Origin of the sequence: Marinomonas sp. TI.3.20, from assembly GCF_038155025.1 — a bacterium.
Classification (GTDB): Bacteria; Pseudomonadota; Gammaproteobacteria; order Pseudomonadales; family Marinomonadaceae; genus Marinomonas; species Marinomonas flavescens.
This window is the reverse complement of record NZ_JBAKAS010000005.1, coordinates 87,729-109,701: the sequence shown is the minus strand read 5'-3', so window position 1 is coordinate 109,701 and position 21,973 is coordinate 87,729. Positions and strand designations below refer to the sequence as shown.

Annotated in this window: 20 protein-coding genes and 1 pseudogene; 15 read left to right on the top strand and 6 right to left on the bottom strand. The window is 40.2% G+C overall.

The features are described 5' to 3' along the window. Nucleotides 1-37 precede the first annotated feature (37 nt). A pseudogene (locus V6259_RS07420) lies at nt 38-295 on the bottom strand (ATP-binding cassette domain-containing protein); the annotation flags it as partial. A gap of 262 nt (nt 296-557) precedes the next feature. Between V6259_RS07420 and V6259_RS07415 the strand changes: the two are divergent. Beyond that, on the top strand, nt 558-1,682 hold the full coding sequence (locus tag V6259_RS07415; RefSeq protein ID WP_341584040.1) for a helix-turn-helix transcriptional regulator: 1,125 nt from the start codon (nt 558-560) through the stop codon (nt 1,680-1,682). Between the two features lie 33 nt (nt 1,683-1,715). Here the strand turns inward: V6259_RS07415 and V6259_RS07410 are convergent, their stop codons facing one another. Together V6259_RS07410 and V6259_RS07405 are read right to left on the bottom strand one after the other, a co-directional pair. Beyond that, nucleotides 1,716-2,963, bottom strand: coding sequence for a hypothetical protein (locus V6259_RS07410; RefSeq protein WP_341584039.1), 1,248 nt, complete (start codon nt 2,961-2,963; stop codon nt 1,716-1,718). A gap of 3 nt (nt 2,964-2,966) precedes the next feature. After that, on the bottom strand, nt 2,967-3,926 hold the full coding sequence (locus V6259_RS07405) for a hypothetical protein (RefSeq protein WP_341584038.1): 960 nt from the start codon (nt 3,924-3,926) through the stop codon (nt 2,967-2,969). A 503-nt stretch (nt 3,927-4,429) separates the two neighbouring features. On the opposite strand from V6259_RS07405, the gene V6259_RS07400 reads away from it, so the two are divergent. Next, complete coding sequence (locus V6259_RS07400; protein WP_341584037.1) at nt 4,430-6,319, top strand: retron Ec67 family RNA-directed DNA polymerase/endonuclease; 1,890 nt, start codon at nt 4,430-4,432, stop codon at nt 6,317-6,319. Nucleotides 6,320-6,391: 72 nt separating this feature from the next. Here the strand turns inward: V6259_RS07400 and modF are convergent, their stop codons facing one another. Continuing rightward, nucleotides 6,392-7,879: a molybdate ABC transporter ATP-binding protein ModF gene (modF, locus tag V6259_RS07395; RefSeq protein ID WP_341584036.1), complete on the bottom strand. Its 1,488-nt coding sequence runs from the start codon at nt 7,877-7,879 to the stop codon at nt 6,392-6,394. 117 nt (nt 7,880-7,996) lie between these two features. Then, nucleotides 7,997-9,469, bottom strand: a complete 1,473-nt coding sequence (ilvC, locus tag V6259_RS07390) for a ketol-acid reductoisomerase (RefSeq protein WP_341584035.1) — start codon at nt 9,467-9,469, stop codon at nt 7,997-7,999. Between the two features lie 214 nt (nt 9,470-9,683). Between ilvC and ilvY the strand changes: the two genes are divergently transcribed. Continuing rightward, nucleotides 9,684-10,571: an HTH-type transcriptional activator IlvY gene (gene ilvY, locus V6259_RS07385; RefSeq protein WP_341584034.1), complete on the top strand. Its 888-nt coding sequence runs from the start codon at nt 9,684-9,686 to the stop codon at nt 10,569-10,571. A gap of 94 nt (nt 10,572-10,665) precedes the next feature. Here the strand turns inward: ilvY and V6259_RS07380 are convergent, their stop codons facing one another. Further along, nucleotides 10,666-11,391: a prepilin peptidase gene (locus V6259_RS07380; protein WP_341584033.1), complete on the bottom strand. Its 726-nt coding sequence runs from the start codon at nt 11,389-11,391 to the stop codon at nt 10,666-10,668. A gap of 585 nt (nt 11,392-11,976) precedes the next feature. Here V6259_RS07380 and V6259_RS07375 point away from each other — a divergent pair. Genes V6259_RS07375 through tadF form a run of 12 tightly spaced genes read left to right on the top strand, consistent with a single transcriptional unit; the run spans nt 11,977 to nt 21,971 of the window. Beyond that, nucleotides 11,977-12,195: a Flp family type IVb pilin gene (locus V6259_RS07375; RefSeq protein WP_341584032.1), complete on the top strand. Its 219-nt coding sequence runs from the start codon at nt 11,977-11,979 to the stop codon at nt 12,193-12,195. 23 nt (nt 12,196-12,218) lie between these two features. Then, complete coding sequence (locus tag V6259_RS07370) at nt 12,219-12,644, top strand: prepilin peptidase (protein WP_341584031.1); 426 nt, start codon at nt 12,219-12,221, stop codon at nt 12,642-12,644. Between the two features lie 22 nt (nt 12,645-12,666). Further along, on the top strand, nt 12,667-13,476 hold the full coding sequence (cpaB, locus tag V6259_RS07365; RefSeq protein ID WP_341584030.1) for a Flp pilus assembly protein CpaB: 810 nt from the start codon (nt 12,667-12,669) through the stop codon (nt 13,474-13,476). Then, the gene (locus V6259_RS07360; RefSeq protein WP_341584029.1) at nt 13,473-14,816 is read left to right on the top strand and encodes a type II and III secretion system protein family protein; all 1,344 of its coding nucleotides are present in this window, start codon (nt 13,473-13,475) and stop codon (nt 14,814-14,816) included. The genes cpaB and V6259_RS07360 overlap by 4 nt, the downstream gene beginning before the upstream one ends. Further along, a complete protein-coding gene (locus V6259_RS07355; RefSeq protein WP_341584028.1) occupies nt 14,813-15,355 on the top strand; it encodes a hypothetical protein in 543 nt (180 codons plus the stop codon). The genes V6259_RS07360 and V6259_RS07355 overlap by 4 nt, the downstream gene beginning before the upstream one ends. A 6-nt stretch (nt 15,356-15,361) precedes the next feature. Then, on the top strand, nt 15,362-16,600 hold the full coding sequence (locus V6259_RS07350) for an AAA family ATPase (RefSeq protein ID WP_341584027.1): 1,239 nt from the start codon (nt 15,362-15,364) through the stop codon (nt 16,598-16,600). A 22-nt stretch (nt 16,601-16,622) separates the two neighbouring features. Next, complete coding sequence (locus V6259_RS07345) at nt 16,623-17,918, top strand: CpaF family protein (protein WP_341584026.1); 1,296 nt, start codon at nt 16,623-16,625, stop codon at nt 17,916-17,918. Continuing rightward, nucleotides 17,915-18,844, top strand: coding sequence for a type II secretion system F family protein (locus tag V6259_RS07340; protein ID WP_341584025.1), 930 nt, complete (start codon nt 17,915-17,917; stop codon nt 18,842-18,844). The genes V6259_RS07345 and V6259_RS07340 overlap by 4 nt, the downstream gene beginning before the upstream one ends. Continuing rightward, nucleotides 18,834-19,730, top strand: a complete 897-nt coding sequence (locus V6259_RS07335; protein WP_341584024.1) for a type II secretion system F family protein — start codon at nt 18,834-18,836, stop codon at nt 19,728-19,730. Before V6259_RS07340 ends, V6259_RS07335 begins: the two co-directional genes overlap by 11 nt. Beyond that, nucleotides 19,723-20,904, top strand: a complete 1,182-nt coding sequence (locus tag V6259_RS07330; protein WP_341584023.1) for a tetratricopeptide repeat protein — start codon at nt 19,723-19,725, stop codon at nt 20,902-20,904. The genes V6259_RS07335 and V6259_RS07330 overlap by 8 nt, the downstream gene beginning before the upstream one ends. Beyond that, nucleotides 20,897-21,445, top strand: coding sequence for a TadE/TadG family type IV pilus assembly protein (locus tag V6259_RS07325; RefSeq protein WP_341584022.1), 549 nt, complete (start codon nt 20,897-20,899; stop codon nt 21,443-21,445). The genes V6259_RS07330 and V6259_RS07325 overlap by 8 nt, the downstream gene beginning before the upstream one ends. A 4-nt stretch (nt 21,446-21,449) precedes the next feature. Then, the gene (gene tadF, locus V6259_RS07320; RefSeq protein WP_341584021.1) at nt 21,450-21,971 is read left to right on the top strand and encodes a tight adherence pilus pseudopilin TadF; all 522 of its coding nucleotides are present in this window, start codon (nt 21,450-21,452) and stop codon (nt 21,969-21,971) included. Nucleotides 21,972-21,973: the final 2 nt, after the last annotated feature.

The window sequence follows — 21,973 nt, the reverse complement described above, 5'->3', positions numbered from 1 at the left end:
CACTGAGTTGGCTTTTGTGTTTCTGGAAGTTGTAAACCTAGTTATTCTTCACCAACCCCAAGTAATTCTCTATCCCTTTAATCTGATCTTCTGCGTGGTGGTTGACGTAGAGAACTGTGGTTTCTTTGCCTTCGCAGATTTTTTCTATCAACGCCAAAACTAGCTGACGGTTCATGTCGTCTAGTCCTAGGCAAGGTTCGTCTAGAATGAGCAGAGGCGGGTGCTTGACCATGGCGCGGGCGATGAGTAATAAGCGTTGGTCGCCGTAGGAGAGTTTGTTAAAAGGCTGGTTGGATGGTTCTAAGCCCATACCGCTGACCATAAAACAGTGTTTTTAGTTAACGCTAGAATAATAAGACGGTTTGCTAACTGGAAAAGAGGTAGGAACCCAACTGGTAGAGCTCGGCATACACGAGCTGAAATTTTCAGATAAAATTGATAACTACGTGATCATCTGATTATCCTAGTTTTTATAAAATATTTTGAATAAGAGGCTATGATATTACTATTAATCATTGCATCCCTAGGGATTACTAAATATTTAAGGTGGTTTAAATATGTCTCTAAGTTATAAAAATGAGATGATTCTGCCAGATGCTCAAATTGTTCATGCGTTATATGAAGGCCTTACTGATAGAGAAGGCTTTCATCATTTCTTAGACCTTCTGCGGGTGGCTCATAATGCATGTGCTGCAGAATTAGTGGTTGTTCGTAAGCAACCATTACGAATTGATCACCTTTGGTATGCAGGGCTGCCGGATGATTTTATAGACTGGTATACAAAGAATAATATGATCCAGCAGGACCTAGTTTCTAGGTATGCAACCTTTCAACCTCCAGGGCTATTTCACTCAGCGTTGTCTATAAAGGATGAACTGAATATCACAGAAGACTATCAGCGCTGGCAGAGTGATCAGAATATGCTAGATAGCGCTTGGTTGGTTGTTCATTGCACGGATACTCATACTATATTATTAACGATGCAGAGGACGCTTGAGCAGGGCATGTATCACCCTGAAGACCTAGCTCGACTTAGTCAATTAGTACCCTTTATCCGTCAAGCCATTCTGTTGTATCAGCAAATTGATCAGCGAAATGTTGCCAAAAAAACATTATCCAGTGTTGTTAACGCTATGCCTCAGGCAACGCTGATATTAAATGAACAGGCCGTTGTCATTCATTCGAACCAGTTGGCCAAGGCGTTTTTAGTAGAGCAAAAGCTATTATCAGTTCGCAATGAGCGCCTAATGTTTCAGCAGAATGATGTTCAAAACGCGTATCTTCGATCCTCAGTGCAAGTGATTCGAGCTAGCATGGGGCAAGGCGAATATGATGCAGATACCTTATTTTTACATAGAGTAGGTCGACCCCCGCTCATTGTCCTGATAAGGCCAATGGAAAGTACGGATGTTTCACAGGGCGGTGCTTTAGTGACTATTGTTGAACCCGCTAAGAGAAAGCTGCCAAAAGCTGAAACGATTGGGCAATATTTTACGCTTTCACCCGCGGAGTCTGAATTATGCGAAGACTTAGTCGCAGGGCTAACGTTAAAAGAGATTTCAAATAAGAGTGGAAAAACAGAAGCGACAATCCGCTCTTATTTGAAAAATATTTTCATTAAAACCAATCATTCACGGCAAGGAGAGCTCATTAGTAGCATCTTATCCGCCTTGCTTCATTGACTGAACTTATGTTGTTTTTGTGTGCCTAAAAACCTACCTGATTTGACACACAAAAATCATAGTCACATTGCAGCGGAATTCATTTTTATTTTGCTGACAATTCTTTTTGGCCATATTGCCACTGTTCGCTTTTAGTTGTCCATTGTGGTCATTACGGCACATTGAGTGCGCCTTGTTTTCAGCGTTGGTTTGTGACAAATCAAGCGCTTGCTCATACGCAAAATAGCTACCCGTTGTGCCACTCGTCTCTATGTTTATATTCCTTGGCTGAGCAGCTATCGTTTTGGTTTCTGCAGGTTTTGACTTGGCTATTATTTGTTGCTCGCGCGGTTTAGACTTTGGTAAAGGGGCATAGCGTTGCTCAATCTTATTCACATTCGATTGAACCTGTGTTGTTACTTGTTCTTTGTGTTGTATAAAGGACGTTTTTTGCTGTTCTGGTGTTTTCTGTTTGTTTGTTAAATCACCCATAGTTGAAGAAAACATGCTTACATCTGGTCCTAAGTCGCTGAAATTACTGGTGGCAACAGCAATCGTGGCTGCAATCGCAATGATTTTACCGAAGTCGAAACGGCTACCTTGTTCTTGCTCTTTAGCGTTTTGCTGAGCTTGTTGTTCTGATTCTAAATCTCGTTTGAACTGTACCAACATACCTGCATCAGAAGGTTTTAACCCAGAATATTTTGAGCTGATAAAGGGCGTGCCGATGAGGTAATTTGTGCTGGCTAATGTGGTGATTTCTTCTTCACCTTGATAGTTCACTTTACCAATAAAGAGGATATTTGCGATCGAATGCCTGAGTGAGGTGTCGGGATTTTCCTCATAAATATGCTTAAACATACCCCGGCTAGGAATGGCATAGAATTCTCCGGTTAACGTTGCACCAGTGATAGAGTGGTAAATCCCTTCATGGGGAAATGTGATGGTATGTTTGCTGAAAGGGTCGTAGTACTGTGTCCATTCACCGGTAAAATAATCTAATTCGCCATTAATATGCGGGTAAAACTTAGTCCCACTGACCGGCCTGCCATCTTTATAAAGAGTGGTAAACTCTTGACCCTTGTAGTCAATGGTATAAGTACCGCTACCAATCTCCCCTCCATCCCATTGACCGTGGTAGGTTACTTTTGCGAATGGTGAGTAGAGAGACCCAACGCCATTAGAGCAATCTCCGGATGTACATTCTGCAGGCCCAAGTCCATGAGGCATCTGTAATGTTGTACAGCCCGTACATGCTAAACAGATAATCAACAAAAACCATTTAGAGATAATAGTAAACATTATTTAAAAGGTCTCACAATCTGATTTCTGTACAAGTTCTCCTTGATCAAAACATAGGTTGGAACCGTATTTCCCAAAACTCTCCTGTAGACCTTGTGCTTTACCGTTTAGAGAGCGCCCAACGCCATCATGAACCGCTCCTGTATATCGATAAGAGCGAATCCGTTGTTCTTCTTTGTTTAAGGTCATAAAGTGTTGAGTGAAATAGATGCCAGGACTTGATGGCGCTTCACTCATAATTAATAGATCATTTCCTTTCTTATAAGTATAAATAAACGAAGGGTCTTTTAAATTACTCAAACTAAGTATTAACTTGGTACTGAAGTCTTTTGTGAAGTCATCACCCATGACGGTAGAGGATAGGCCTATAGAAACAATGTGATCGGGTGTTATCCGCTGAACATGCTTCTGCTCGGTAATAGAATGTGTGCCATTAAAATTAGTTCCTGTTGTTTTGATCAGGTATTGGGTATCAATTAAAAAACTAACCTTGCTAGCATCTGGATTGCTGATTAGCTTTTGACAATCAATCGTCGAAGCATATAAAGCGCCACCTTGCCAATGATAAGTCTGCTGGATATCTTGCCCGACAGCTGAAGATGCATCCTGACCAATGCGGGCTGAGAGTGATTTTTCTTTATCTTTATCTTTATTTTTTCTAGTGGTATCAAATAGATCGGCAAAGACTGTAAAACCGGATATGTCTTGAATTTCCTTCTGATTGAAGTTACAGCTGCTATATGAACTGGTATCTACAGGCAATTGATTAGTATTGTGGTATTGCTCTAGTTTTTTTCTAAAATCAGCTTGAGCATTAGTGAAAGCGGGTTGTTGAAAAGCGGGAAGCTCGCCTTTTTTTGCCCCTGTCGCGTCCATGATCATTGAAGTGTTTGAGAAACAACCAGATAAAGTGAGAGTGATTCCTGCAGAGAATACAACCTTTAGCGACGTTACTTTGTTCATAATTCATCTTCTTTTTTGGTTTTTGCTGACGATTTAAATATAGACTCTTTACAGTTGAACAGACCACCCTCATTTGAGGGTGGGAAGGTAAAAAAGAAAATGATTTTTTATAACCAATCAAGTGAGTGAATTATCTGAAACCAACTAAGACCTTAAAAGGGTTTTACACCCACGACTTGATGGTAATCATACCGGCATGAGTTCTTACCAAACCCTTTTTCCAGAAGACACCTTAGCTACCACGGAGAATGAATCTGTTAGATCAGTTAAAAAACTTCTTGGAAATAATGTAAATCCTTAAAAATCGTCGTGATATTTAGTTGCAATACCACGAATATTTTGGCAATTTAGATCTATTGGCTTATGGATAGATTTTTTGTTCGCGCGTCGCGAACAGTGGAACAATCGTCCGTTTGGATTGCCTTATAGTATTGTCAATGTTTTTCAATATTTATTGCGCGTAAGAGTATCCATAAGCCATCTCTTATTAAATGGAATTATTTATGTCAAAGCTAAACTATTTAAGGTCTATATCAAGCAAACCTGAATTCGCTAAAGCTTTGAACATATCCCCAAAGTTCCTAACGCATACTCTTTACGTTGTTCGACCTGAAAATCAATACCATACATTCAATATAGATAAAAAGTCAGGAGGTCAACGTACGATAAGTGCGCCTTCAAATGAATTGAAAAGCTTACAGTCAGCATTATCTAATTTACTTTTAGAGTGTGTTAGTGAAATAAATGCTTCTAAATATCCAAAATCACAATTTTCTTCACCAAAATTAAAAAAGAATAAAAAAGATTCAGATTATGCCGCAGAAGTCTTAAAGATTAAAATACCGGATTCGGCTATTCGACAACCTTCTTTATCGCATGGATTTACAAAGGATCGATCAATTATAACCAATGCAATGATGCATATAGGAAAGAAAAATGTTCTAAATATCGACCTTGAAAACTTCTTTGATAGTTTCAACTTTGGTCGTGTACGTGGTTTCTTTATTAAGAATAAAAATTTCCAACTTAACTCTGAGGTGGCAACTGTAATTGCTCAAATTGCATGCTATGAAAACAAGCTCCCTCAAGGGAGTCCGTGTTCTCCTATTATTACTAACCTTATTACCCATAGTTTAGATATTCGATTAGCTTCGTTAGCGAAAAAGTTCAAATGTACTTATACAAGATACGCTGACGACATTACGCTCTCTACCCGACTATCTACTTTTCCTCCTGAAATAATGGGAGAAAATGATGGTGAATATGTAGTTGGAAAGAAACTAATATATGAAATTGAACGTGCTGGCTTCTTAATAAATAGTAAAAAAACACGTATTCAATATAAAAATTCTAGGCAAGATGTTACAGGACTTGTAGTTAATAAGAAACCAAACGTTAAAAGTGAGTATTGGCGTACAGTTAGATCTAAATGTAACGCCCTTTTTAAATATGGTAGGTTTACGACCACAAAAAATGGAATTGAAGTCGAAGGGAATATAAATGAGCTGGAAGGTCAGCTTAATTTTATTGATCAGGTTGATCACTATAATCGTATGAGACAAAAATCTCCTTTGATTCCAGAGTATGTAACTAAGACTGTTGGTAAAAAGACGAACCTTTTGTTATCTGGTCGAGAGAGAACTTTCAGTCTTTTTCTGTTTTATAAGCACTTTATGGCAAATGAAAAAGTAACTGTATTGTGTGAAGGGAAAACAGACAATATATATTTGAAATCGGCTATTAGTGAGTTGGTTGAATTTTATCCAGACTTAGCTTTTTTTAGTGATGAGCTAGATAAAAATAATAGCAAATATAAAAAATATAACCTGTTGGTCCATTTCATGGAGTATTCAAAACGTACGCGGTTTTTTTTAGAGTTATTTGGTGGTGTCGATTATTTAAAAAATTTCATTGAAAGTTATGAAGAAAATAAAAAACCATACAAAAACATTAAGCCTGAAAAACCAGTTATTGTTTTTTTAGATAATGATGATGGCCCGAAAAAGGCCGGGCTATTCTCATTTTTGAGTGATAAAAAAAACCTCAGTAAAATTAGCTTGTTCCCTAAAACTACCAACCCTAAACCTGAGGATGTTCGAAAAGCTGAATTCATACATATAACTCAAAACTTATACGTTATTTTTACTCCGCTTGGCTCTTTAGGTAAGAATACTGACATTGAGTATTTTTTTGATGATAAAACTAGGCTAATGGAGCATGGTGGAAGACGTTTTAATACTGTCATTAATAGAAAAGATGCAACAGATCTCAGTAAGGATTCATTTGCAACTCATATTGTTAAAGCTCAGAAGGAAAACGTTAACTTCAATGGATTAAAGCCTCTTTTAGATTCTATTGTTTCCGTAATTAAGCATTACGATACGATTAAATAAACTCTTTATTCTACATTGGTTTTCGAAAGCCAGCTCATTGAGTTGGCTTTTGTGTTTCTGGAAGTTGTAAACCTAGTTATTCTTCACCAACCCCAAGTAATTCTCTATCCCTTTGATCTGATCTTCTGCGTGGTGGTTGACGTAGAGAACTGTGGTTTCTTTGCCTTCGCAGATTTTTTCTATCAACGCCAAAACTAGCTGACGGTTCATGTCATCTAGGCCAAGGCAAGGTTCATCTAGGATCAAGAGTGGTGGATGCTTGACCATGGCTCTAGCGATGAGTAGTAATCGTTGGTCGCCGTAGGAGAGCTTATTAAAGGGCTGGTTGGCGCGGTCTTTCATGCCCAGTAATTCGAGCCATTGATCGGCGATTGCTTTTTGCTTGTCGGATGATTTTGAGTACATGCCGATGCTGTCGAAAAATCCAGAAATAATCACGTTACGGCAACTGGTGCTGACGCGATATTCCCATTGCAACGCGGTCGATACATAGCCGATAAATTGTTTAATTTGCCAGATACTTTCGCCGTTACCGCGTTGAAAGCCGAAGACGAAAATGTCATTGGTGTAGCATTGAGGATGATCGCCGGTAATTAAGGACAAAACACAGGTTTTACCGCTGCCGTTAGGGCCGCTAAGCTGCCAGTGTTGGCCTTGTTCAATTGTCCAATCGAGCTTGTCGACTATCACGGTATCGCCGTATTTAATCGTTGCTTGTTTGAGCTTGACCAGAGGTTGACTTGGGTCTAATTCGGGTAATTTGTTCGTTGGGTCGGCTTCTGGCACGCTGAGGTCGGTGGTTTTCAAATGCAGCAGTTGGTATAGCTCATGAAAGGCTTGCTGGTCATTTTTATCGACTGTGAATGCGAGTTTCCCTGACTCAGTCGTCTTTTTTTCAGAACGGTTTTTGGGTGTTCCTTTTGACTCTAACGCGCCTTTATCCATGTAGGCTACATGGGTAATAAAGTCTGGCATTTCATCAAAACGGTTGAGCACTAGAACCATAGGAACCGTGTCAACAATGCTGATCAGATGTTCTTGTAACATGGTCAATGTGGCGGCGTCTAAGCCATCAAACGGTTCATCTAAAATCAACAAGTTGGGTTTGCTGGATAGAGCGCGAATCAGCATGACTTTACGGGTTTCGCCGGTGGATAACTTGCGAAAAGCACGATCCAATAGGGGTGTTAAGCCAAATTTTACGACCAATTCTTGTGCCAGTTCGGGATCTTGGCATTGGTCAAAAATCATTTCATGCACTGGTGTGCCAAGTGAAATAACGTCCATGATGTCGGCGTCGTCTTTTTTCAGTTCTTTGGCGATCAGCTCAGCTTGGGCTTCAAAAGAGACTAAGCCGACGTGACTCGGTAAGCCAGACACTTCACCACTCTCAATATCTCCAACACCAGCCAAAACGGCCGCTAAGGCCGATTTTCCAGAACCATTGGTGCCGGTGATGACCCAGTGTTGATTTTTTTCTATCGTCCAATCAATCTCGCTCAGAGCGAAGCGATCATCGAAGTTAACCGTAACCTTTTCTAAACGAATTGCGTTGTCCATAGAATGACGTCTCAAGTGTAGTAATAATAATGTGACAAACAAAAAAGCTGAGACATTTCATAAAAATGTACTCAGCTTTTTGAGGCTTAATTTTTCGTACTAATCAAATAGTAGAAATTAAACGATTTTTTTCATGTCAGCCATGTGACCACGAAGTACAGTGCCGATTGCTTCCACTGGGTGAGAGCGAAGTGCTGCGTTTACTTCGATTAGGCGAGCGTTGTCTACGCCGTTGTCGTCTGTAGAAAGACCTTTACCGATTACGTCAGTTTTGATGTCTTTCATGAAATCCGCTAGCAATGGTAGGCAAGCGTGGTTGTATAGGTAGCAACCGTATTCTGCCGTATCAGAGATAGTCGCGTTCATTTCGTAAAGTTTCTTACGAGCGATGGTGTTCGCGATTAGTGGCGTTTCGTGTAGTGACTCGTAGTAAGCAGACTCAGCAACGATACCAGCGGCAGTCATTGTTTCGAATGCCAATTCAACACCAGCTTTAACCATAGCCACCATCAAGATGCCATTGTCGAAGAATTCTTGTTCAGAAATTTCAACGTCGCCAGCAGGTGTTTTTTCGAAGTTAGTTTCTGCTGTTTCTGCACGCCATCCTAGAAGGTTTTTGTCATCGTTCGCCCAATCTTCCATCATAGTTTGAGAGAAGTGGCCGCTGATGATGTCATCTTGGTGCTTGTTGTACAAAGGACGCATGATAACTTTAAGTTCTTCAGAAAGGTCAAATGCTTTGATCTTAGCTGGGTTAGAAAGACGATCTAGCATGTTAGTCACGCCGCCGTATTTCAATGCTTCTGTTACTGTTTCCCAACCGTATTGAATTAGACGAGATGCGTAACCAGCGTCGATGCCTTCTTCAATCATTTTGTCGAAACAAAGGATAGAACCTGTTTGCAACATACCACAAAGGATTGTTTGCTCACCCATAAGGTCAGATTTTACTTCCGCGATGAAAGAAGACATTAGAACGCCTGCTTTATGACCGCCAGTACCAACCGCGTAAGCTTTTGCTAGCGCAAGACCTTCGCCTTTAGGATCGTTGTCTTCGTGAACAGCGATAAGCGTTGGAACACCAAAACCACGAACATATTCAGCGCGAACTTCAGAACCTGGGCACTTAGGTGCAACCATGATTACGGTAAGGTCTTCGCGGATCTGCATGCCTTCTTCTACGATGTTGAAGCCGTGAGAGTAAGATAGGCAAGCGCCTTGTTTCATAAGAGGCATAACCGCTTTCACAACTGGAGTGTGTTGCTTATCAGGCGTTAGGTTAAGAACCACGTCTGCCGTCGGGATAAGTTCTTCATAAGTGCCTACAACAAAACCGTTTTCAGTCGCATTTTTCCAAGACTGACGTTTTTCAGCAATGGCTTCAGCACGCAAGGTGTAAGAAACATCAAGACCACTGTCGCGTAGGTTCAAGCCTTGGTTAAGACCTTGAGCACCACAACCAATCACAACAATTTTTTTGCCTTTAAGTGCGTCGACGCCATCGTCAAACTCGCTCATAGACATAAAACGACATTTTGCTAATTGAGCCAATTGCTCGCGTAGCGGTAAAGTGTTGAAGTAGTTAGCCATGGTAAACACATCCTAATTATTATGATTAAAGTATCGACGATTAATACACGTCAATATAACTGTTTAAAGTCAAAAAATGGGTTGCCTGTTTTGCTTGTGACGTTCGCAAAACAATGTCAATAAAGCCACTCTATAGAAAAGCTAATCTTTCGTAAATTGATATATTTGCAATATAACGTCCCATTTATTGCAAACATAAGATAAAATGACATTTATGAATATACGATCCTTAAAACACTTTCTTGCGTTAGCAGACACGCTCCACTTTGGCCGCGCCAGCGACGAGTGTCATATCAGCATATCTGCGTTATCGCGCAACATTCGACAGCTAGAAAATGAAGTTGGTGTAAACCTGTTTAATCGTGACAATAGAACGGTCACGTTAACCATGGAGGGTAAAAAGTTTCTTAAATATGCCCGCGATACCAGTAACCAATGGAATATGATTCGTCATGAATTGACCGAAACACCAGACCAACTACGTGGGGAAATTAGCCTATATGGCTCGGTGACGGCCAGTTACAGTTTTCTGTTCGATTTGTTGAGCCGGTTTCGTCTTGCTCACCCCGGTATTGAAATCAAACTCAGAACCGGCGATCCAGAGCACGCAATTGCTCATATATTAGATGGCTCGGAAGATATCACCATCGCCGCTAGGCCAAGTAAGTTGCCTCGTGGCGTGGCGTTCAAGCCCATTGCTATTTCGCCGTTACTCTTTATTGCCCCAATAGAGCAGCTCGTACCCAATGTGCCAACAACATCCCCACAAGACCCAAAAGAGTGGGCGAACATTCCGATGATATTGTCTGAAAGTGGCGTCTCCCGTCATCGGGTGGATGATTGGTTTGCACAGCATGCTATTTCGCCACGCATTTATGCACAAGTAACAGGGAACGAGGCCATCGTTAGCATGGTGAGCTTAGGTTTTGGTATTGGCGTGGTACCCAAAATCGTACTAGACAATAGCCCATTGGCAGATCGTATTCAGGTACTCGATGTACAGCCAGAGCTAGAACCTTATGACATTGGCTTGTTTACCCTGAAAAAGAATTTGAAAAACCCCATGGTCGAAGCCTTTTGGAACCTAATAGAAAGTAAATAGCCTGACTCTTTGTTTTTATGATATCGATGTTATGCAGGATAGTTTTGTAAGGTTTTTGTTTTGTAGAATAATTGTTTTGCAAGACAGTCGGTGGTTAAAACTGAGTGTTCAGTAGGCTTAACTTTTCTGGTAAGTTTAATATAATAGTTAGCCATCCAAAAAAAGCCAAATAAGGGCCGAATGCAAAATATTCTGTTATCGATTTTTTCGTGAATAAAGAAATAATAATAGAAAGTATGACAGAAGAAATGGAAGCGTACATAAAAGTAGGTAATAAAACCGTAATCCCCCCCCAAGCCCCGATGGCTGCGAACAGTTTAAAGTCTCCATAACCTATACCAATACTCCCAGTCATAAATTTGTATATCCAGTACATTATCCAGATAGAGAGATATCCACCGACGGCTCCCCATAACGCGCTGTTTAAATCAGTAATGAAGTGATCACTATTAATAATAAGCCCAAGCCAGAGTAAAGGGATTGTTAATGTGTCGGGTAAACGTTTAGTGCGAACGTCTATGTAACTGAGAATCACCAGTATTCTGGTAAAAAGCAGAAATGAGACGCTAATCAGTGTCAAGTCACCTCGATACACAACAAAAATTGACAATATCGCGATTAGCAGCTCTAGCGGGATAAAGTGAGCCCGAGATGCGCAGCCAAAATATGCGATATGACTATAAGTGGAATGGCTTTCAACGTTCGGCATAAGGCGTCTACTTCCCCTTAGCAGAATGCCAATCAGAAGTGAATATCCCCCTATAAACAGGGCTTTTGAAAGAATTGGTAAAGAAAAAAACATCGCGTTCACTTCTGTCATATCGTTCCCGAAAAAACCATGTTTGTTTGTAGGCAGAACCTTACTATAGCATTGTGTCTATTCAAAATAGATGAAGGCTTTAAGGCTATTGAAAGAGGGTTGAATTTTTATTCACGCTAAAATAGTGCAAAAAATAAGGATTGTGTAATTTTTCAGTTACAAATGCTTACAATTTTCACGGTATTGATTGAAAATCACCCATTCGGTTTAAGTTGATTGTCTGATAATATTTTGCTCAATAAGTTGTCAATTTTTGTAACGATACGAATATAGAGAAAAAAATAAGAGAATAACAGCTTGGGTAGCAGAGCTTTTTAGCACCCTTGATAGGCTTGTAAACAAGAGTAACTGATGAAGGTTTTTTGATTATTTTTTAAAGATATTTTTAAATTTTTTCTCTGTTGTTTCGAATAATGTGACTTAGGTTGATGATTGTCAAAGAATCCAACACTGTAAAAAAATAGTATTGGTGGATTTTTAATATTTGATGTTTTATTGAAATTATTATTTTGCCTGATTGCTACAATGACGGTGTTTATAATAACTGACACAAAGCATTTTATTTAACTAAGGAGAGTTCTAATTATGTTTACTAAACTTTTTGTTAATGCAAAGGTTTCTGCTCATTTCTTCATGAAAAATCGTGATGGTGTTACTGCCATTGAATACGCGATTATTGCCGCTGCAATGGCTGCTGTTTTAATCTCTCTTTTTGCTACTGACGCAGGCTCTGGCTTGACTCAAGCTTTGAAAAATGCATTTAACAAAATCACAACAACACTTGGCGGTACTGCTGTATCGTAATAATGCCACTAGTGTATGGGTTAATGATTATCTTATTGGTCCTACTGATAAAAGTAGCTATACGCGATATTAAAGAAAGAACCGTTAGTCACAGTGATCTACTGTGGCTAACGGGGATTTTGTTATTAGGTTGGTTCTGGCACGTTAATATTGCTGTTTGGCCTTATACATTAGGTATTGTGGTGGTTGGTTTTGGTCTGTTTTGCTTAGGTATTTTAGGAGCAGGCGACACAAAATTATTGGCGGTGTTGAGTTTGGGAGTGTCTCCTGTATTTATGCCTATCATGCTGTATAGCCTTGTCTTTCTTGGCGGTATTTTAGCGGTTGGGTATTTGCTTTATGGTTTGGCGACGGATTTAGCCAAAGTACGACAAAAAGGAATTCCTTATGCCGTTCCCATTTCTGTTGTGGGAGGCGCGTTTATTTTCCTTTCTTATATAGCACGTTAACACTCACTCTTAGGATAAGAGAATGAAATCGAAGTTTTTGATGATATTGTCGCTGCTGTTGTTGGGCGTGGCATTAATCGGTTTAGTGATGTATCGCTTTATGCCTGCTGAGGCGGGGACTAGTCAAGCATCCTCCACAAAAACCATCACTTACGAGGTGTGGGAAACACGCCATTCACTCTCTCCAGGTGACCCTATTAGTAGAAAAGACCTTCAGTTAGCAAAAATTTCACAAGAAGCGGCTTTTAGTAAAGGTATTAAGGCCAATGTGACCCTGCCTTTTGTGGCCGGAATGGTGGCGAACACATCATTAAATGAAGCCGCTATCATCATGCCAGAAAACATCACCCAACCCAATCAAGATGGGTATTTTCGTCTGGTAATGACGCCTGGGCACGTCCCTTTTCCTATTAATGTTAATCAAGAATCGGTTGTTGGTGGTGTGATTCAGTCAGGATCTAAAATTGATGTGCTAGCGTTAACGTCTCGAAGCCAAAACCTGGCAAGTGAAGGAAGCATTAGAGACTTTAAAAGCATTTCACTCACACCTATTTTGATGGGGGTTAATGTGCTGCAGGTAAAGGAGGACAAAAGCGGATTGATGGCAACAGGCAGTGAGAGTAAAAAAGCGAGTCTTATTTTGGAATTGACCCCCAAACAGGTCGCTACACTCACCATTGCGAAAAATATTGCCAAGTTAGAGGTTCATGTCTCTACAGGAGAGAACTCGCCATCCGCGTTATCTGCGAATGTGGGTGATGTTATACCCGGTTATACCGCCATTCGAGAGTTTCGCCCAAATACAGGGTCGAGTATTGAGGGAGAAAGATGATGAAGGTTGTTAAATTATTTCTGTTCTCCTTTTTACTGATAAATTTATCAACCACAGCGTGGGCTGAAGAGTTAATGAATTTATCCAAAGGAGACGCTCGAGCCGTTTCAACAAAAAGTGATATCGGTTCTGTGTTTATTTCTGATCCCGCGGTCGCGGATTACCAAGTCATAGACAAAAAGAAAGTCGTGGTATTTGCGAAAGGGCTGGGTGACGCTACCTTAATGGTCTTTTCGAGTGACGGTGCCACGCTGCTACAGAAACATTTAATCGTAAACACCAGCATGGTGCGCATTCAGCAACGAGTTGCTTTGAAGTACCCCAATGCGGATATCAGTATTTATATCGTCGGCGACAAAGTGGTGTTAAGCGGTACGGTTGCCACAGAAGAAGAACGTGATGGTATTAATAGCTTAGTGGGCGAACTCTTAGGCATAAAATCGGTCGATACAGATATAAACTGGAAGCCGGATAGTAGTTCAGGCACCAGTCAAACATTTAACCCTGCCTATATGAAGAAAAGATCATTTGACGGTGTAGTCAATAACATAGAAGTGGCGACGACTAAGCAGATAAACGTTAAATTAACCATCGCAGAAGTCTCTCATTCCTTAATGGAAAATCTAGGCTTGCAGTTTGGATCTAGTGGCAGCACTTCTGGTATTTTTGCGAATCCTATTCGTAATATAACCAGTGGCAACATCATTGCCACTATTACGGCCATTAATGACAAAGAAGTAGGGCAAGTATTAGCTGAGCCGAATTTGTCGGTGATCTCAGGTGAAAGCGCAAGCTTTCTGGTGGGTGGTGAAATGCCGATTACTACCGTTGTGGATAATCAGACCAATATTACCTACAAAGACTTTGGGGTTAAATTAGACATGACCGCCAAGGTAATGACAGACAATAAAATCAGATTGTCTCTGATGCCAGAAGTAAGCTCTGTTGATACGCAATATTCGGATGCAAAAAATAATATCCCTGCTTTTAAAACACGTCGCGCACGCACGACAGTAGAGCTTGGTGATGGACAAAGCTTTGTACTGGGTGGGTTGTTAAATAATGAAGAAAGGGAACTGTTACGCAAAATCCCCTTTATTGGTGATATTCCCATCTTAGGTTCTTTGTTTCGATACACAGAAACATCGCGTAATAAAACAGAGCTGCTGATTATTGCCACTGTGAATTTGGTCAAACCGATTGATTCTAGCCAAGTTCAGCTCCCCACTTTTGAACGCACTTCTAATACGCAGCGTTTCTTTGTTATACCAAGAAGGAAAAAAGCCGAGTACCAGAATTTAAGTCGTGAAATCTTAGCGTCTGGAGGCTTTAAAAAATGAGAATTTTAATCAGTGTATTTGCCGTTTTTCTTTTAATCGGTGTGTCCGGCTGTACCAACAGTGCATCCGGTTTAAATGGTCCATCCATCGATGTATTTCCAGTGACCTATCGTCTGGCTTTACAGACAGACAAAGCGCACATCAGAAAATCTAAGCAAGAATGGTCTGACTTTATACAACAAAATAAAGTGATGCTGCAGACACAAGCGGTAACCTTGACTTGGGTAACGCGCAGTGGCGCTCAGTTTGAAAAGCATGCCAAGCAAGACCTAATGATATTAGGCGTATCACCAGACAATATTACAGAAAGCAAGCTCGACAGTGGGTTTAACCAGCATTTTGATTTTCAGGTGTTAGTCACTCAGCATAAGGTGGTGACACCTATCTGCCAACCTTTCGAAGTGGAAGATTATAATGCTGCAAAAACGGGCTGCTATGTAGAGAGTGCACGTTGGCAATCTATGGTGAGACCTGAACGCATGCTGGATACGTCAGAGCCTGTGGCGCCATCTGCGGCTACCCATAATACTCAGGAGTAAATTATTATGTTCGATCTAGTCGACTCCCTTAAAAGTATTAAAAAGAAAGAAACTTTGCAGGTTGAAAAAGTCAATACGGTATTATTTTTTCAAACCGACAAATGTAAGGATTTAGTTCTAGAAGCGTACCGATTTGATGGCGTTGCTCCACCTTCTATTGTGCAAAACGATGAAGAAGGTATTGTTGATCATGTACGCAATTCAGACATCGAAGTGGTTATTGTTGAGCTCAATAAGAGTAAAGACATTGCGAAAGACGCTGAGCGCATCAGGCATTTATTACCCAATTATGCCTCTGTGATTATTATTGGTAGTGAAGACGCTATTTCGACTATTCGTAACCTTAAATCGATGGGTTTTTACTATTTATTTTGGCCTATTACCAAGCAAGAATTGATTGATTTTGTTCGTAGCGTGAGCGATAACCGAAAGCTGAAAAGTAGCCGTGGGCCAGGTCAAAATCGTCGCGCAAAATACATTAGTATTATTGGTACTAAGGGTGGTGTTGGTGCAACGCTTATTTGCGCAGAAATGGCGTATCAGTTGAGTGCCGATAAGAAGTCATCTTGTTTAGTGGTTGATCAAAATCATTTTACTGGCAACCTTGATATCATGATGGGAATTAAGGATTTCGAGCGGCGTAAAATACAACAAGGTGAAGTGACGTCTTCTCTTGATGAAGCCTTTGCTGAAAGCTTGATCCATCGAGAAAACAGCTTGTTGTCTTTGTTGTCGTTAACGGCTGATAACCTAGACAGTGCAGCCTTACTTGATTATACCAATACCATTGTTGATCTTTTGGCAGCGGATGTGAACTTTGTGATAGAAGACTGTTCCGCCTCGGTTGGCTTTTCTATTGTATCGGATAGTTTTATTGCGCAATGCGACTCTATTGTGCTGGTGATAGAGTCTAGCGTTTCCTCATTACGGGACGCCGCTAGGATGCGAGACAGCATACGGAAGGTGAATCAAAGTAATGCGCTGCGCCTAATATTGGTACTAAATAATACCATGCCTAAAAAAGCCGCCACGGTTAATCGCCAAGATGTAGAAAACTTTCTTAAACAAAAAATAGACATTGAAATCCCTTTTTGTGAACAGCTTCCTGCTACTATTTTAGATAATAAGCGCATTGCCAAAACATCATTGAAAGCCGCGAAACCACTGCAAGAGTTAACCTCGGTCATATTAGGTGAGTCCGCTGCTCCTAAGCAAAAACGTTCTTTATTCTCACTTAGTTCATGATGTCTATCAGTAGGAAGCGAGCATGGTAGCAACTAAAGACGTATATGTAGCGTTACGGCGCCAAATATTTGATGCACTAGACCCAGACATCATTGAAACAATGGACAAAAGTCAGCTGAGTCGTCAGCTTGCTAACGCGATTGATTTACTGGTTGAGCGTGAAGGCTTGTCCGTCTCAAAAATGGTACGGGGGGATTATGTCAAAAGTCTTGTCGATGAGTTGATTGGTCTTGGGCCGCTACAAAGCTTAATGGAAGACGATTCGATTAGCGATATCATGATCAATGGGCATGAGAATGTGTTCATTGAACGTAATGGTTTAGTGGAAAAGGCTCATGTAGATTTTATTAATGAACGTCAGCTACTTGAGATTGCGAAGCGTATCGCGTCTCGAGTAGGTCGACGAGTCGATGAGTCTTCGCCAACTTGTGATGCGCGCCTGCCAGACGGTAGTCGGGTCAATATTGTTATTCCTCCTATTGCCATTGATGGCACCGCTATTTCGATCCGGAAGTTTAAAAAGCAAAGCATCGATTTTGAGCAATTGTGTGAATTTGGAGCTATGAGTGTAGAAATGGCTCAGGTGATGATGGTAGCGGCTCGTTGTCGTTTGAATATTTTGATTTCAGGCGGAACGGGCTCAGGTAAAACTACCATGCTAAACGCGCTTTCTCAGTATATTTCAGAGAATGAACGTATTGTTACCATAGAGGATGCAGCTGAATTACGTTTATTACAGCCTCATGTCGTGCGCTTGGAAACACGCACTGCAGGCATAGAAAATACCGGTATTGTGAATCAGCGAGATCTAGTTATTAACTCTCTGCGGATGCGACCAGACCGTATTATTGTGGGTGAGTGTCGTGGTTCAGAAGCTTTTGAAATGCTGCAAGCAATGAACACAGGCCATGATGGTTCTATGTCTACATTGCATGCAAATACCCCGCGTGATGCGCTGGCTCGAGTGGAGTCTATGGTGATGATGGCAACGAGTAATTTGCCCTTAGAAGCGATTCGACGAACCATAGTCAGTGCGGTCGATTTAATTATTCAAATCAGCCGTTTACATGATGGTTCCCGCAAGGTAATGAGCATTACCGAAGTGGTTGGTCTAGAAGGTAGCAGTGTTGTGCTTGAGGAAATTTTCCGGTTTCAACCTAATTACAATCAAAGTGGACATGGCAAGCTACAAGGGGAATTTGTCACGTCAGGCCTAATGAAACGTTCGGTATTGTTTGAAAAGGCGCGTTTTTTTGGTTTGGAAGATCGTCTCCAAAGTGCTTTCACTAAATTGGCTCCTGGAGAAGAAAGAAGATGATTTATCTATTATTGTTTCTTCTTGGTCTCTCTATCATAGGTATTGCTTATTCATTAAGCCGTTCTCAACAGGATAAGCGGCTTGATTACCTTAATGAGTTTACCAAGCTGACAGACTCAAAAGCGGTTAGCTCAAAACAGCAAGCGATCAATATGAAGTCTCTTTCTGGATACAGTTTTTGGGATAGAGTCGGTGTTAAATGGAAGAACCTACAAGAGCAATTAGGAAGCGCCGCGTTAGTAAAGGTGGTGGTGTTTTTTGGCGTGTTATTTGTTGTGGCTCGTCTTGTTAATTATTATTACCTGCCTGTTAGTCCCCTTGGCACTTTTGTTGTCATTTCTATTGCTGGCACTTTATACATGTATCAGTGGTTACAAGATCGAGACCGTAGAAAATTCGAAGAATCATTTTCAGTGGCGCTTAATATGTTAACCAGCGCTGTCTCATCTGGAGAGAGCGTTGGCCAAGCGATTAATTATGTTGGCGAAACATTGGAAGGCAAAGTTGCTACTGAATTTCGCGCTATGGGACAGCGATTGCAAATGGGTGAGTCAATAAACGATGTTTTTCGTAGGGCTTGCATACGACTTCCATACCCAACATTTTATTTTTTTGTTATTACACTCAGAGCCAATATGGAGCGAGGGGGTCAGTTGAAGGATATTATTCAGCGACTTAACCGCATGATGTTTAATATTCGTTCATTGGAAAAAAAGAAATTTGCAATGACATCAGAGGCTCGCGCCTCTGTCAAAATTGTGGCTGGTATTCCCTTTATTATGCTCTTGGCGCTAAGGTTTATCAGTCCGGATAATTATCACTATATTCTGTATGACCCAACTGGAAGATACATTCTTTATTACATGCTGACGAGTGAGTTTATTGGTATTTCCATTGTATGGGGGTTAATGAGAAGTGTCCGATAAATTGGCTTTTCTTACCGATCATTTGTGGCTAATAGCAATATTAGTGCTTGCTTACTTTTTTATCGTGCTTGTTTTTTTACTTCGTAAACAAGGAACCACTCGAGGAATAAACTGGCTAACCGCCTATAATAAGCAAGAACAAAAAAATACCATTTCTTGGTGGAAACGCGCTATTCAATCCATAGTGTCGATTTTCTCTTCTACCGATGCGGAGATGCGTCAGAAGTTTCTTGCCTCCGGATTCTATGATACGCGTTATGCTGTGTATTTCATGCCGATCAAATACGCTCTTTTATTAGTTGGATTGGGAAGTATCTATTGGTTTGGTAGTGTGTCTTTGTGGCAGTTTAAAAGTGTGATGATAGTAATGGCGCTTTGGTTGGTTTGTATGCTGATAGTGCCTGATAGTTATTTGGCTATGCGAGCAAAGAGCCTAAGAATAAGTATTACTGGTAAACTCCCTTATCTCATTGATTTACTAGCTGTCTGTGTACAAACCGGCATGACGATTGAGGCGGCAATGAACTACCTAAGTAAAGAAATGACCGCTTTTGATAAAGACTTAGGGTTTATGTTGAGTAAAGCAAATGACAGAACCAAAATTGTTGGTTTAGAACAAGCCTTAGAAGAGCTTTACATTCGTGTTCCAACGAATGAAATGCGCAGTTTTGTAATGACTTTAAATCAAAGTTTACAATATGGGACTTCCATTTATGAGGTGTTAACTACCTTATCTGGTGACATTAGAGAAGTACAAATGCTCGGTATTGAAGAAAAAATAGGCAAGCTTTCTGCGAAAATGTCGATACCGCTGATTTTATTTATTATGTTTCCGATTGTGATCGTAGTTGCAGCACCGGGAGTAATGAGGTTAATGGGTGCTTAAATTTATTGTACTGGCGTTTTTCATTGTCACTATTACTGGGTGTGCCAATCAATACCCTATGGAATCTCAAGCATCAGGAGATAATAGTGATTTAATGAGCGAAAAAATTCTTATTAAATCCTCTAATTATTTTCGATTAATTGAGCTTTATAAAAATGAGCTAAAGAAAAAAGAAAATGCTGATATTCGCCTTAAGCTAGCTAAGGCCTATATAGACAGCCATGACAATGAGTCTGCGTTATTTACTTTGACACCATTAGTGGTAAAAAATAAGGTCGACCCTGAGGTTTTTTACTTACAAGGTGTGGCTCAATACAATCTAGGTAAAATCGATCAAGCAGAACGCTCTTTAAAAATCACCTTACAGAATACCCCGAAAAATGCAAAAGCATTTAATATGTTAGGAATAATATACGCAGATAAAGGTGAGTTAGATAAAGCGCGTGACGCGTTTAATCAAGCCCGCACTTTGATGTACGACGATGTCACTATTAAAAATAATTTGGCACTGCTTGATCTAATTGAAGGGAACTATAAAAAAGCAGCGGCTATTTTATTGCCAGTGTATTTAAACAGTAGAGGGAAAGTTGATAGTAATGTAAAAGCCAATCTGGCTATTATTATGGCAAAGCTGGGAAGTTTTGATTACATAAGTACGCTTTACTCTGATGAATATACGAAAGATCAATTGCTAGAAATATACAATGATTTAAAAACGAGTGAGCCTACGGATAGTCGAGTGTCGCTCAAAGCGGCAGCATCTAATGTTATCTCAGATGTACCGCTAAAACCTAATCCAGCATCTGCCTCTTCAGCTCTTGTCGAGCATCTTGATACGCCAGAACCAGTGCCTTCTATGAGTAATATGACCGACTCATTAGACAAGTCTGGTTTAGATGAAAGCAAGACTTCTACCCTAGAAAACACATCGCATCTAGTGGAAGATAATATTAAGGCTGATCATGACTTTAATAAGATTATCGACTTAAAAACAGTTACAAAAAAAGATATAAAAACAGATATAAAAACAGATCTTCCTGTACCTTTTATGATTTCTACTCGCGCTGATAATACGTTGTCATCATCGGTTTCGGAAAAGGCTCTTAGTGTCAAAGAAGCTCCCTTCATACCCCTTAAAGTAAATCCTTCCATGAGCGAGGTTGCTGATGAGTAAGCTCATTATGGGATCAAGAAAATGTCCTAAAAATCAAAAAATCGATAGGCAAAGTGGTGTCGCTGCTATCGAGTTCGCTGTAGGTTTTCCTGTTTTTTTATTAATGTGTTTTCTCTTAGTTGAAATGAGTTATATGTCTTATGTGTCAGCAATAGGAGATTTAATGATTTCTCAAACTGCACGTCAAAGTAAACTATACAGTACAAGTGATGACTATATAGCTCAGTTTAAAAATGATATCGATCAGAGTGGTAGTATTTGGAAGTTTCTGGTTAATGAAAATGATTTTCGCTATAGCATTCATTATGTAACTACTTACGATGATCTCAGTAGTGTAAAAGACGCATGTGAGCCTGACCCAAAAGATAAAGAAAATTTTGTAACATGTGGTGTCGCTGCAAACGCTCCTATTGCTATTTATAGAATAAGTTATGATTTCAAACCTATTTTTGGTTATTTCGGTAGTGCAAAAAACATATTTACTCGAGAGATGATTGTTGTCCAAGAGTATCAGCGCAGCAAATTTAAGATAGGTGGCTAGCGTTATGAATGGACAAAATAAAGAGCAAGGTAATTTTACAGTCGAATTCGCTATTATCGCTGTGTTCTTTTCTATAATACTTGTCTTTTGTGCTAACACAGTGAATCAGTTGGCAATAAGAGGGAAACTAGACCGAATGTCTTATTCTGCGGTCAGTATTATAAAAGAACGCACTCAGTTATTTACCGCCGATTCTTTTTCTGTACCTAAGGCTGAGTTTGATAAGATGAATTTGATTGTAGAGAATTCATTAGCTCGTACTATGAGTCACTTTGATATAAATGATTTTGGCAGTGTTTTAGAAGTACAGACCTTTGATAGTTCATTGAAGGCCAACATTCTGGATATTCATAAGATTGGAATTGCTTGTAATATTGGAAGTGCTTTGAATCCCGATTTATCAGTGGTTACTTCTTGGGGGAGAAAAGCCACTTTATACCGAGTCACCCTATGTTATAAAACGACTAATCTATTTGGCACAGGTTCTAGTACGATTAACAGCAGTTCGATTTCAATAGGGCGATAGCA

Bases quoted from the DNA above. Each gene is read 5' to 3' on its own strand.
- tadF (WP_341584021.1), top strand. From the start codon at position 21,450: ATGAATGGACAAAATAAAGAGCAAGGTAATTTTACAGTCGAATTCGCT.
- V6259_RS07400 (WP_341584037.1), top strand. From the start codon at position 4,430: ATGTCAAAGCTAAACTATTTAAGGTCTATATCAAGCAAACCTGAATTC.
- V6259_RS07350 (WP_341584027.1), top strand. From the start codon at position 15,362: ATGTTCGATCTAGTCGACTCCCTTAAAAGTATTAAAAAGAAAGAAACT.
- V6259_RS07415 (WP_341584040.1), top strand. From the start codon at position 558: ATGTCTCTAAGTTATAAAAATGAGATGATTCTGCCAGATGCTCAAATT.
- V6259_RS07325 (WP_341584022.1), top strand. From the start codon at position 20,897: ATGAGTAAGCTCATTATGGGATCAAGAAAATGTCCTAAAAATCAAAAA.
- V6259_RS07375 (WP_341584032.1), top strand. From the start codon at position 11,977: ATGTTTACTAAACTTTTTGTTAATGCAAAGGTTTCTGCTCATTTCTTC.
- ilvY (WP_341584034.1), top strand. From the start codon at position 9,684: ATGAATATACGATCCTTAAAACACTTTCTTGCGTTAGCAGACACGCTC.
- V6259_RS07405 (WP_341584038.1), bottom strand. From the start codon at position 3,926: ATGAACAAAGTAACGTCGCTAAAGGTTGTATTCTCTGCAGGAATCACT.
- V6259_RS07360 (WP_341584029.1), top strand. From the start codon at position 13,473: ATGATGAAGGTTGTTAAATTATTTCTGTTCTCCTTTTTACTGATAAAT.
- V6259_RS07355 (WP_341584028.1), top strand. From the start codon at position 14,813: ATGAGAATTTTAATCAGTGTATTTGCCGTTTTTCTTTTAATCGGTGTG.
- V6259_RS07345 (WP_341584026.1), top strand. From the start codon at position 16,623: ATGGTAGCAACTAAAGACGTATATGTAGCGTTACGGCGCCAAATATTT.
- ilvC (WP_341584035.1), bottom strand. From the start codon at position 9,469: ATGGCTAACTACTTCAACACTTTACCGCTACGCGAGCAATTGGCTCAA.
- V6259_RS07370 (WP_341584031.1), top strand. From the start codon at position 12,219: ATGATTATCTTATTGGTCCTACTGATAAAAGTAGCTATACGCGATATT.
- cpaB (WP_341584030.1), top strand. From the start codon at position 12,667: ATGAAATCGAAGTTTTTGATGATATTGTCGCTGCTGTTGTTGGGCGTG.
- V6259_RS07380 (WP_341584033.1), bottom strand. From the start codon at position 11,391: ATGACAGAAGTGAACGCGATGTTTTTTTCTTTACCAATTCTTTCAAAA.
- V6259_RS07410 (WP_341584039.1), bottom strand. From the start codon at position 2,963: ATGTTTACTATTATCTCTAAATGGTTTTTGTTGATTATCTGTTTAGCA.
- V6259_RS07340 (WP_341584025.1), top strand. From the start codon at position 17,915: ATGATTTATCTATTATTGTTTCTTCTTGGTCTCTCTATCATAGGTATT.
- modF (WP_341584036.1), bottom strand. From the start codon at position 7,879: ATGGACAACGCAATTCGTTTAGAAAAGGTTACGGTTAACTTCGATGAT.